Origin of the sequence: Flavobacterium ajazii (assembly GCF_010614725.1) — a bacterium.
Classification (GTDB): Bacteria; Bacteroidota; Bacteroidia; order Flavobacteriales; family Flavobacteriaceae; genus Flavobacterium; species Flavobacterium ajazii.
This window is the reverse complement of the sequence record NZ_JAAEHL010000003.1, coordinates 100,903-112,855: the sequence shown is the minus strand read 5'-3', so window position 1 is coordinate 112,855 and position 11,953 is coordinate 100,903. Positions and strand designations below refer to the sequence as shown.

10 protein-coding genes and 3 pseudogenes are annotated in these 11,953 nt (G+C 32.6%); 8 read left to right on the top strand and 5 right to left on the bottom strand.

Features of this window, described 5'->3' with window-relative positions; genetic code table 11:
- Positions 1-15 precede the first annotated feature (15 nt).
- Together GWR14_RS05860 and GWR14_RS05855 are read right to left on the bottom strand one after the other, a co-directional pair.
- Positions 16-2,148, bottom strand: coding sequence for a TonB-dependent siderophore receptor (locus GWR14_RS05860; protein ID WP_163408120.1), 2,133 nt, complete (start codon positions 2,146-2,148; stop codon positions 16-18).
- Positions 2,149-2,254: 106 nt separating this feature from the next.
- The gene (locus GWR14_RS05855; protein WP_031456886.1) at positions 2,255-2,632 is read right to left on the bottom strand and encodes a hypothetical protein; all 378 of its coding nucleotides are present in this window, start codon (positions 2,630-2,632) and stop codon (positions 2,255-2,257) included.
- A 189-nt stretch (positions 2,633-2,821) separates the two neighbouring features.
- Here GWR14_RS05855 and GWR14_RS24110 point away from each other — a divergent pair.
- From GWR14_RS24110 to GWR14_RS05825, 8 genes and pseudogenes are all read left to right on the top strand, one after another.
- Positions 2,822-3,061, top strand: a pseudogene (locus tag GWR14_RS24110) (IS1595 family transposase); the annotation flags it as partial.
- A gap of 78 nt (positions 3,062-3,139) precedes the next feature.
- A pseudogene (locus GWR14_RS24105) lies at positions 3,140-3,235 on the top strand (IS1595 family transposase); the annotation flags it as partial.
- 680 nt (positions 3,236-3,915) lie between these two features.
- Positions 3,916-4,422, top strand: a complete 507-nt coding sequence (locus GWR14_RS05850) for a hypothetical protein (RefSeq protein WP_031456887.1) — start codon at positions 3,916-3,918, stop codon at positions 4,420-4,422.
- A 198-nt stretch (positions 4,423-4,620) separates the two neighbouring features.
- Entirely contained in the window at positions 4,621-6,246 is a 1,626-nt protein-coding gene (locus tag GWR14_RS05845) for a tetratricopeptide repeat-containing sensor histidine kinase (protein WP_246236290.1), read from the top strand.
- Entirely contained in the window at positions 6,233-6,979 is a 747-nt protein-coding gene (locus GWR14_RS05840; RefSeq protein ID WP_031456889.1) for a LytR/AlgR family response regulator transcription factor, read from the top strand. Before GWR14_RS05845 ends, GWR14_RS05840 begins: the two co-directional genes overlap by 14 nt.
- A gap of 217 nt (positions 6,980-7,196) precedes the next feature.
- Entirely contained in the window at positions 7,197-8,525 is a 1,329-nt protein-coding gene (locus tag GWR14_RS05835; protein WP_031456890.1) for a beta-1,3-glucanase family protein, read from the top strand.
- Positions 8,526-8,856: 331 nt separating this feature from the next.
- Entirely contained in the window at positions 8,857-9,375 is a 519-nt protein-coding gene (locus GWR14_RS05830; protein WP_031456891.1) for an AidA/PixA family protein, read from the top strand.
- A gap of 94 nt (positions 9,376-9,469) precedes the next feature.
- A complete protein-coding gene (locus GWR14_RS05825; protein ID WP_031456892.1) occupies positions 9,470-9,925 on the top strand; it encodes a hypothetical protein in 456 nt (151 codons plus the stop codon).
- 228 nt (positions 9,926-10,153) lie between these two features.
- On the opposite strand, the pseudogene GWR14_RS05820 reads toward GWR14_RS05825, so the two are convergent.
- From GWR14_RS05820 to GWR14_RS05810, 3 genes and pseudogenes are all read right to left on the bottom strand, one after another.
- Positions 10,154-10,424 (bottom strand): annotated as a pseudogene (locus GWR14_RS05820) (hypothetical protein); the annotation flags it as partial.
- 259 nt (positions 10,425-10,683) lie between these two features.
- Positions 10,684-11,232 carry a hypothetical protein gene (locus GWR14_RS05815; protein WP_031456894.1) on the bottom strand — a complete coding sequence of 183 codons (549 nt, stop codon included), beginning with the start codon at positions 11,230-11,232 and terminating at the stop codon, positions 10,684-10,686.
- Between the two features lie 31 nt (positions 11,233-11,263).
- Entirely contained in the window at positions 11,264-11,944 is a 681-nt protein-coding gene (locus GWR14_RS05810) for a hypothetical protein (protein WP_031456895.1), read from the bottom strand.
- Positions 11,945-11,953 lie beyond the last annotated feature (9 nt).

Below are 11,953 nucleotides of genomic sequence, written 5' to 3'. Positions count from 1 at the left end.
TTCTGAATTACAGTATTATAATTTTAATTTTAGAGATAAAATCACTTGGCGAAGAGTTCCTGGAGTAATCATACCACGACCGCCGTACCAATAGTGCTCATTGAGCAGGTTATTGGCAGAAAGTGAAAATACATAACGGGTTTTCTCAAAACTTAGAACCGAATTGATCAAGGTATAAGGATTCGTGTAAAAAGAACCATTGGTATTATTAATCATCAAATCTTTACCATAATGACTCCCCCCTATACCAAACGAAAAGCCATTTAAAGCTTTTGACTGCGGAGCATAATTAACATACCACGTTCCGGAAAATTTAGGGCCGGCATCTACAGGTCTTAAACCTTGAGTAAGCGCATCTGAAACAATAAGTTTACTGTCATTATAAGCAAAACCGGCATGCAGAAAGAGTCCTCTTATCGGATTTGATTCTAAATCTGCCTCAAAACCTTTACTGCACTGCTCGCCGTCCTGCATGTAGGAAGCCGTATCATTTGGGTTTTGTCTTACCGCATTGGTTACATCAATATTATAATAACTCAAAACGGCATCTAAAAGGTTCTTTTTCAAAGAAACTTTAACTCCAGATTCCCATTGATTTCCATAAACGGGCTGGAAATTTGTCATTTGTCCGTTTACTGATTGTGGTGCCTGCGGCTGAAAACCATTCATATAATTGGCAAACAATGCTATTCTTTCAGGGATAATCTGGTAATTGATTCCCAATTTCGGAGAAACAGCCGTTTGTGTATAATCCCCGGTAGTTGTTGCTGTTAATAAATCCTCAGTCCCTTTGTTATTGATGTAATTTATTCGGGCGCTAAGCATTACACTTAAATTCTCCAATGGGTTGATAACATCTGAAACATATAGGGAATAATGATCTTGAATCGCCTTATAATTCTCTCCATAAGGTTTTGAATCCAATTGACCGGAAATATATTCATTATTGAAATAAGCATTTTGAGGATCTGGAGCAGTAGCCGAAACTTTAGTAAAATTCATAGATTTACTGGCAATCCCATAGAGATAATGATAATATTCAACACCTGCAATTAGTCGGTTTTTGATGTTGCCAATTTTGAAATTCCCGACAAAGTCCTGTTGGATTTGTTGGCTGGTAATATTTTCCGGATACATTCTGTACACTCTTCGTGTCACATTTTTGCTGTCGTCATCTAATCTTAGCCTAATGTAATACCCCGGAGTCTTATTATTGACTGAGATTAAATTGGTCTCTGATTTCCAATTCTCTGAAAGCCTGTAAATGATTTTTCCATAAATATTTACCGCCTTGTTATTCATCGTAACCGAGTTGTCATTGAAAGATCGGTAATAATCTAAATTAAGTTCATCAGCTGATTTAGCAGTCCCCAAAGCCACTTGGTACAGCGTATTGTTCGTAGCTGTTTTGTTTAAAATTTCGGCATCAAGCTGAATATTTAAATCATCGCTGATTTTATAAGAAATGCTGGGCGCTAAAAAAAATGTTTTTGAAAAACCTTGGTCCTGAAAAGTATCATTGTAGCTATAAGCACCGGTTAATCGAGCAAGAACCTTTCCGTCTTTGTCAAGAGGTCTGTTGATATCAAGAGTTGTCCGTTGCAGATTGTAAGATCCGCCCATTACACTAATGTCAGCAAAAGTGGTCTGCTGGGGTTTTACAGTAACACGATTAATGAGTCCTCCAAAAGTAATCATGGTTGTGCCACCACCTCCAAAAATTACGGCGCTCGGCCCTTTTATCACTTCTAACTGAGCGATGTTAACTGGATCCATATCAGAGGCTACATAACCGTTTACACCATTTCTGAAGCTGGAACGGGTACGAAATCCCCTGATGGAATAATAAGGTGAAATTCCCGCCCAACTAGGGGCAACACCAGTGGCATTTTTCAGCATTTCGCCTTGGGTGAAAAAATTTCTGTTTTTAATAAGTTGTGGTGAAACCGAAGCGGTCACCTGAGGATTTTCCAGGTTCTTGAGTGGCAATTTAGAAGCCAGTTCACTGGAAACATCTTTGGACTTTCTGACTCCTTCAATAATTACCTCGTCCATTAAGGTATATTTGTTGGTTATGCTATCTTTTTTTTGCGCATATATTTGTAGTGAAGCCGCCAAAGCTGCCGCAAAAAATATCCCTTTTTTCATTTTATAATTTTTATATAATTGTAATTTTATTAGAGTGCAAGCACTATTTCATTGTTGTATAACAATGAAAAGTAATTCCAATACGAATTGAAATTGAAATTAGAATTTATATAAAAAAAGAAGGGGGACGGAAAGTCTCGGTTGAAACAGAAATAGGTTTATTGTCGAATCTAGCTGGAAAGTCTGCTTTGATTTCAATAGGTTCTATTAATTTGAAAGTATTATTTGAAGTATGTAAAATGTAAACCAACTCTGTTTTTTCTTTCAGGTTGTTCTGCATTTTCTTTTCGTTGTCGTCGTATTTCTTTAGACTTTTTTGAAGTTCACAGTGTCCGTTACAGGTATTAAAAACCATTTTTCGCTGTACGCAGATGGTTTTTACAATCTCTTGTTGCTCTAGTTTAAAAGATAAATAAACAAACACACTACCAAATGATGGTACTAAAATAATGCAGCTAAGCAATATGATTAGATACTTTTTCAAAGTTGTTGTTTTGTTTAATCAGTGCAAAAGTACCATTTTTTGGATTTATTTTCGAGAAAGTTCTTATTAACGTAATTATAAGGTTATATACTGCTCATTGATAATCATTTAAGACTCCTGCTTTTTGAAGATAAAATTTTACGAGTTACTAATTTAGTTTCTATATATTATTTCTTTAATTTTAAGACAATGGAGGAATTTAAAGGTCAAAAAATACTCAATTTAACAACAAAATTCCAGATGATTGATTTAAGCAAAATCAAGTGGTATGATGGCTTTAAATGTAGTAAATGCGGATCAGAGAAAGGATGTGAGAAATCATATCATAATTATCACTGCTATGGCTGTAATCAAGTTGAGAGTTCAACTGCCAATACCCTTTTTCATAAAGTTAAATTTGGTTTGCAAAAGGTATTTTTAATTGTGTTTTAAATGAGTATATTTACTGGTGTTTTGTATAATTGTTTGATTTTTAAAATTTTATGGTATAGGTCAGACCACAGCTTGTTTTTTATGCAAAAAGTAAGAGTTGCCATGAAGATTAGTCAACAATATCCTTTGTCTGAAACTGTACATGTATATGAATTTGTCCTTGGAGGAAAATAAGGTTGAGGTTATGAGACAGGAAAGACAAAAGCTGTGGACACTGTCCTAAAAAGTGTGTAAGTTTAAAAATAATGGGATTTGACTTTTTAATTAAAGTAAAAGGAGACAACCTTAACTTTTTGTGGCAAAAAAGGTATGATGTTCATGCTCATATCTTTGTTCGTCTCATTTAAATTTTACTTCGTTCCAAAAAAAGACCACTTCGTACCAATTTACTCAATAAAAGTTATCCTTTTAATTTTCTTTGTACAGTATTAAATTAATGCTTTTAACCGAGATCAATTCGATTTGTTCCTGCAAAAGAAAAAATTTCGTTAGGAACCTTGGTATTTTAAAATAGCCTACGTTCTTAAAATTTTGATTGTTAAAGTAAATTAATCAAATTATAACAAACAAAATAACAAAGTACTACCCAGGATTCGTATTTAGTTTTGGCGTTTGTATTTATGAATGCTAAACGCTATCAGGCGGCGAACGAGATCAACGGATCCATTTTCTTATACTATTGAGAAGTGGTCTGTACTACAAATACAGATTCAACGATACTGTTGAACAAGAAGCGGAATAAACAATAAGTAAACAATTGTATATCGTATTAGGATCATAAAAACAAGCTCTCGTTAAAACGGAATCTTATTTTTTTAATTTAATAGATTTTAATCTAAAAACAAATAATTATGAGTACAATAGATCAACAAGATACTTCTTGCTGTCGAATAGAAAAACCGGCTGGTATTAAAATAAAAGGAGTTAAAGTAAAGAGCTTGGGATATCAAATAAAATTCCCTAACCCTAGACATAAAAAACCGCTACCTCCGATTGCGCAAGTAACAATAAATAAAAAATACGAGATGCAGATTAGTATTGTCGTATTTATTAGTGAAAAAACAAAAGTTACAGCTGATCAATTGACGGTTATACAGGATTTCAGTTATACTAATAATAAAATGCCTTATGCTAATTTTTATGTATGCTATGATGTAGCTCCTGAACCATGCTCAACATTCAATATTTTTCAATTGAGTTTTAAAGCAAATCCTAAAGATTATACTCCCAATAGGATATTGCCTAAAGACTTGCCAATACCAGACCTTTTAAAATTAAAGGAAATTGTTACTTTTTTGTGGGATGAAGATCCAACGGGTTCCAGAGGAACAGTAACGACTGTGCAAACTGGTTTATGATAATCAGGGAAGTAAAAAAACAGTGGCTTAGTTAGTCTCTGTTTTTTTTATTTTGACTAAATTGCTAACAAAAATTAGCAAATGAAAGTTGTTTCTAAAATAGTAATCTTTATTTTTTTACTTTTTCCTCAATTATTTTTTCCCCAACAAAATCATAGTGCTTTTGAAAAAGAAATTATAGCGAAAAGCAAAAAAAATATGGGTGAATCTAATTTTAATAAAGCACGATATTCTTTTTTGCAAAAAGAATGGGATTCAACTTTAGTTTACTCGATGAAACAGTTGAGTATTGGGAATCAAAGTAAGGAGATTGAAAACTTTTGCCATTTTTTTAGAGGATTTAGTTTTAAAGAGAAAAAAATTTTAAAGGAAAGTAAAAAGGAATTTACTTCAATTTCTAAAGATTTTGAATTCTTTAATCACAGTAAAATGCTCCTTGGTCAAATAGTTTTGGAAGAAAAAAAATTCAAAGAGGCAATTAATTACTTTCAGGAAATTGAAAAACTCCATGAAGATAAGCTTTTGGGTATAAAAAAAAGTAGTGTGAAACACAATCTGGGGCTGTGTTATTTGCATTTAAAAGAATTTAAAAAAGCTGAGTATTATTTACTGGAGAGTATAAAATTAGAGGAAAAACAAAATAATTCTTCAATATTGGTAGGCTCTTATGGAGATATTGCCACATTATACTATGACCAGTACAAAGATAATCTGGCCATTCCTTATTTTGAGAAAGCGTATAATCTTTCCAAAAAAGTAAAAAATTACCAATTAAAACAAAATGCAGCACTCAATATGGCTGTAGTAGAAAAAAACCGTAACCATTTCGCAAAGGCATTAACATACAGAGAAGAATATGATCAATGGAAAGATTCTTTGAACAATCAAAATAAAATATGGGAAGTTGCGGAGCTAGAAAAACAATTTGCAATAAAACAAAAACAAAAAGAAGTAGGTTTGCTTCAAGCCGAAAATAAAATTAAAATAGCCGAAAGAAATGGGCTGTTCTACTCATCGATTGTGCTTTTATTGTTATTAGGAACGGCTGTTTATTTTTACAGAGAAAAAATAAAAACCAACAAAATCATCTTAACCCAGAAAGAGACACTTGATGAATTGAATGATACTAAAGATACCTTGTTTTCTATAGTAAGTCATGATTTGCGTTCCTCTGTCAATGCAATGAAAACCAGCAATACTAAATTAAGGGAAAATTTAGCTACCAAAAATCTGGACGAACTGGATTCTCTTTTACATCAAAACAGTGCTATTGCAAATGGTACTTATAACTTATTGGATAATTTATTGCACTGGGCTCTACTCCAGACAAAACAATCTTTCTTTGAGGTAACTTCCATGCGTTTGTATTTTATTGTAGAGCTGATGGCATATAATTATCTCCCTTTAATATCTGAAAAAAATCTTGTTTTTGAAAATTCAGTTTCTAAGAAAGATATAGTTTTTGCCGATCAGGAATCTTTAAAAATAATACTTCGTAATTTTTTAGACAATGCAATTAAATTTTCAAAACAGAATGGAATCTTGAAAATTTATACTCAAAATACTAATGAAGAGTATTGCGAGTTGATTATTGAAGATAACGGGATAGGCATGAGCGAAAACACAAGAACATCTTTTCTGAAAGAAACCACCTTAATGTCTAAAAAAGAGAATGCAGAAATAATCGGTACTGGTTTAGGAATGCAATTGTGTAAATCAATGATCCAAAAAAATAATGGGAAATTGGATATAGAAAGCGAATTAGGGAAAGGAACAAAAATCATCGTATCTTTGGCTAAAAAGTACCACAATGGACAATATTAATGTATTAATTATTGAGGACATACCATCAGAAAGTGATGCTCTAATAAAAGGATTACAAGCCAATAACTATACAATTGCAGGCTTGGCTAGAAATCATAAAGATGCTTTATCCCTGTTTTATAACAATAAGGTTGACATAGTGATAATTGATATTTTTTTGAATGGTTCGCCTGATGGTCTTGCTTTTGCGGAAAGCATCAATGCCGTTCCAAATGCTTCAAAGCCTTTTGTTTTTCTAACGAGTTCTACAGACAGAAAAATATTTGAACGTGCAAAATTGACAAAGCCATTTAGTTATCTGATGAAACCATTTAATGAGCTTGAACTTTTATATGCTCTTGAGTTGGCTGTCGAAAAATTCTATGCCCAAGATGATGTTTTTCTGAGCGAAGAAGAAAACACAGTAATTAGCAAAGAATATTTATTTATTAAAAAAGGGAAATCACTTAAAAAGGTAGATATCAGTGATATTATCTATATTGAAGTCGAAGAAAAATATTGTAATATTATAACAGAAAAAGAAAAATTTATCATCCTTATATCATTAACAAAAATCTTAGAATTGTTTGACAGTACTGTTTTTTGCAGGACACATAGAAATTTTATTGTGAACACTAAAAAAATGACAGAGATTATTCCTGCAGATAATTTGATTATACTACAAGGAAATCATAGAGTGATACTAAGTGATAAATACAAAGATATCATTAGCAAGACATACATTTTAAAATAATCTCTATGTCCTGCTTTGTTCCAAAAAGACATCCATTCGCTTGGTTTATTTTTTTGCATCACGATAAAACATCTGAAAATAATTTTTAGGACTGATTTTCTATTCTTATTCAAAAAAATCACGGTTTCGTTCCTTTTTTTTAAATCGGAATGATTTGCCATACTACCTTTATTGGACTAAAATTATAAATAGTTCATAAACTAAAAAAAACAATAGTATGGCAACATTAAAAGTAATTTTCAAGAACAACAGTGGCTTATCTGATAAACTTGTATCAATAGGTTTTGTTTCCGGAAGTGATACAGCTCTATTTAGCATACACTATCCGGATCCAAATCAGTTACAACCTTTAGAACTCGAAATACAACCGTTAAATAAAGAAGCAGGAAAAGGGAACTGGTATTCTTTAACTGATTTGGGTGCAGGAGTGTCCATTCAAAATTTTAGTGGCAGGATTTATATATCGTATGGTCAGACATGGTCTGTTCTGAATGCGGGTTATGAGCCTGCCCAAAATATTACCGACCCCAATTTTTTTCTTCGCTATGATAAAATGGAATTAACGTTTAATGGAAATCCGACTGATGTAGCCGATTTAACCAGTATTGACTATTGGAGTATTCCCATGCAGCTAGAGACTTTTTTGCATAAGGCAATTGTACAAACAGATAATGGCATTAAAACAGGTAAAACTTCTCAAATGATTTATACACAATTAAGTGCTATTACAGCTACACCACAGTCTGGTTTAAGCAATGCTTTGCCTGCTCTTGTCCCTGGCAGTTTTGAACAGTTGCCAACGCAACCTGGAACTGGTTTTGCACGTGTTATTGGGCCTTCTTCTTATCCGCCAATTGGTGGTGTTCCAGTTACGCCTTATGATCTTTTTGAGGACTATCTTAACTCACTGATTCAAAATTTTGGACCCAATACGATGGTTGGAAAAGTGATACCCGGATTAGGAAATGGAATTATAGCCACAATTGCAGGTCAGTTTAATGGCGTTGGGCCAAATGTACCAACCACCGGGCCTCAAAGTGCCCAAGCTTATAATTTAACAGCTACAATTGACAATACAGGTGATATTACTTTAACCGGGACTATAGGCAGTGTAGTTGGGACAACAATTATCGTTTATAAAAAAAATGATTTAATCAATCCAAGTGGTATTTATGGTGCCAATGCCTCTTTTTCAATTAATGGAGAAACTTCTCAAAATCCTGCAAACGACGTTTATGGGTGGATAACCGGCGATTTATTGGCAGGATTTAATATTGGAGCGATTGGTTCTGAAACAATAATTGGCAAAACAAAAGTGGGAGCGATTTCAAGTACTGATTGGTTTTCCATACCCAGTACTTCTCTATTTAGTGCTTTGCAAAATAACCCATTGTACTACAACCAATATGCTGCTGTTTTACAAAAACTTTCTGATGCTTATAATTTTGCTTATTCCGATCGTTTTTCAGCTGTATTGGTTTCAGTGAATCCTGCTATTGCAGATACATTGCAAATTTCGTTGCTTAATGTTGCAGAAGACAATTAATTAAATACATTTTTTTAATCCAATGAGCTCAACAATTGTTGAGCTCATTTTGTATATTATAATTAACAGGCAAACCTATTTTGTTTTGTAAAAATGCTGATAAAAAATTCTTGTTCCGTAGTTTCGCCTTCTTATGGATAAAAACTTCATACTTATGGGATTTTTTAAATTTAAACTATTGTAAAACAATACTTTTACTAAAGAAATTAAAAAGCTAGCTAGTTTTATTTTTACTCATTTATTTAAAAGTGGAGTTCAGAAACCACTATAAAAACGGGGTGAAATCCGAAAAGCCTTATGAGTAGGAACAACTAAATAAATTTTAGAAATCATGGCAAAAACAATAAACATTCTTAGTGTAATAGATGTTGAAACGATTCTTGCAAAGAATCTTAAAGGAGGAACAGCAACAAGTCCAACATCTCTGGGATCAAACGATGATTCAGATATATATGTGTATATGATAACAAGCAGGGGCTACATAGATAGTAAAGAGCATAACGGCAGGGCTAGCTCCGAATTGGAAATTGATGCTAATGTAGGAGATACTATTCAATGGGAATTAACATGTCCAGGATCTGGTTTACAGCATAATGCAATAATTGCAGGTATAACTCCAGGCTTTCAACCTAATCCCCCGTCAATTTCTGTTCCAGTTTCTGTTGTTACTTACCGAAATATTTATGATACAGCGGGGTCTTCTGGTTATCAAGTGGTTAAGCAGACGGACTATAACTCTAATGTACTGGCTTCAGGAACTACACAGTATTCAATTACTTTTCAAATAATGGATAATTCAGGGAATAGCCTTGGTTATTATTTTTGGGATCCCTTCGTAAAGGTAAACTAGTGGACATTGGAAATTATCTAAAAAATACGTGACACTTACCAGAATAAATAGGAAACAGTAATTAAAAAACAAAGAACTTTTAAAACATAAAAATATGGCGACAAATACAGTATTTCAATTATCTGCTCTAAGTCAAAACGATGCAGGAGCAGCAGACGGAAGTCAACTATTCTGTGAAGTAACAAAAATTACTAATGGAAATTTAAGAACCGGCTCTTTTTCAATTAACGAAATGGTAGCCTTGCCAATACCTCCCGGACAAAATGGTTCCGGACCTACACCTACTTGGTTTTTGGTTCCAGATGATAATATTCTGGACACTTCTTTCAACCTGGAGATCTCTTGTCCATCAGATTCAGGCTATCCTACAACCAAAATAACAGTTAAAGCTTCTGATGTTCAAAAATGGGCAGCTATACCTTATAATGAAAGAGACAACCAAATTTATCAGGAAGGACAATATGGTATTTTTGGGTTTGCGCAAGAAGGCCCTAATGGATTAATTTATACCGTTACAGCTGGGGTTTTAAACCCACAATTACAAGGATAATAATTTATTTGAAAAAAGATTACCATTATTTTTTTTAAAGAGGCCATGAAAGTTTTCGTGGCTTCTTTGTATAAATTTGTCCGACATGAAAAACGAAACCTAAATATCTGGTATTAATTTTGGCTAATACTTAAAGTTTTTCCATACACCTTATGTGCTATAAATAATCATACGTTTACGAGATTAAAGGAACAATCTTCGATAAAATATTTTGGAGATTTTTAACTGTCAACTAAATTTTTGCATATTTAACGTGAGTTTGATATTAATCATTAAAAAAAATAGTTGTTTAGTCTCAAAAAAAAGCCTTTTAAAGAGGATTTATCAACACAGTTATAACGATTAAAGCTGAAAATATGTTGCTAGAGTAATTGGTTTGTGATTGATTTCTTGAATGCTCAACTTGAAAAAAAATTTTTAATTGACCAAAAATTGTTTCAATAATAGCTTTTTTTCTCAAAGAGACTGCTGCATATATCGCAATATTCTTTTTCAGTCTTTTACCCGAAAAGAAAAACTTGAGTGGTGGAGACATCATTTTTCAATTTTGAAACTTGAAGGAAATGAATGTTTTTACTGCAATACACTAACCTTTTTACTATAAATAAAATTCACCATTGAAATTTTCTTTAAATGTTGTAAAAATGGTTCTTAAACAGTTCGTAAGGACCACTATAAAAAAGCCTGAGAATATTTTTTTAGATTTTCAGGCTTTTTTTATGATCAAATCAATTATTTTAGGATCGTTTATCCCTATTCTAAAATGACAAAAAATCAATCTCCGACTTTTTATCCAACAGTTGCCAGCCACCATCGCTTTGTATAAAATACACTTCATGATTGAGTGTGTCTTTCAGCCCATTTTTCATTGCTGCAGCAAAAATATTCTTTCTTCGAATCGTAGTATACTCTACAATTGCCTTATTGCCGGAACTCATCATTCTTATTTCTTTGATTGCTCCAAATTCTTCATCTGCTACTTTTACACGTTGAATTTTAGATATTTTGTCGTCTTTCGGCGTCGGTTGTAAATAGGGTTTTGCTGCAATAGTAAAACTTATAAAGGAAGTTGTATCACCAAATTTCTTCGACTGAAGCACTTTTACAAATCCTTTTTCTACAAGCCCGGATTTAAAAATGGTATAAGCGTGTGAAGGATCACCGCAGAAAATATCATGATCTACAACACGAGGATACTTATTTTTTTCTAAGATAAGCTCAGTAGCCAATTTTTCATCTAATGTTTTTGAGGTACAGCCAGTCACTATAATAAAGACAAAGGTTAAAATGTAAGATAGCTTTTTCATGTTTTTTAATTTTAAATTATTAATGTTTTAGTTAATATTCTTTAATCTGCTCAATCATCCGTTCCAATGTTTCGATTGCTATTTCCTTATCTCTCTCTTCAGCAGTGTATGCTTTGCTTCTCATAGAATTATAAGAAATATCTGTTTTGTTTGGAGTGGATAGAAAAGGAACAATTGTTTTAAATAAATGATTCATTGATTTTGAAATAAGAATTTTTAATTCATCGGATGCTCTCAATATTAAGGCAGTCTGATCTGTTGAAAGCTTGCATAAAATTTTACTCGAAGGGTTATTGATTGTTAAACGGTCATCTGTTTTCTTTTCAGTAGTTTGAACGCTGGCATTTAAATAAATTGAAAATCTTGATTCTAGAAAGGTTATTAACTCATCCAGACAAGATATTAGAGCCGTTGTGACCTCCGTTAGATTATCTTTGTTAAGATCTGTATCATTGCTTATCTCTCTGATTCTATTTAAAAGAAAGAGTAATGAAGAATAATAATTTCCAACTAAAATTTTGATCTGTTTCTCTTTGGTAAGAGAAAAAACCTGTACAGTAAACTGTGATTGAATAAAAAATGTTTGTTCAGCAGCTTTTTCTATAATCGCCCTTGATTGAGCTGGAGTAATCATAGTAAGATCTGTTTTGTTAGGATTAAGGGTTGAGGTTACCGTTAAGTCCATCCATTCTAAAAGATAGGTTTGAGTCATTTCTTTTAC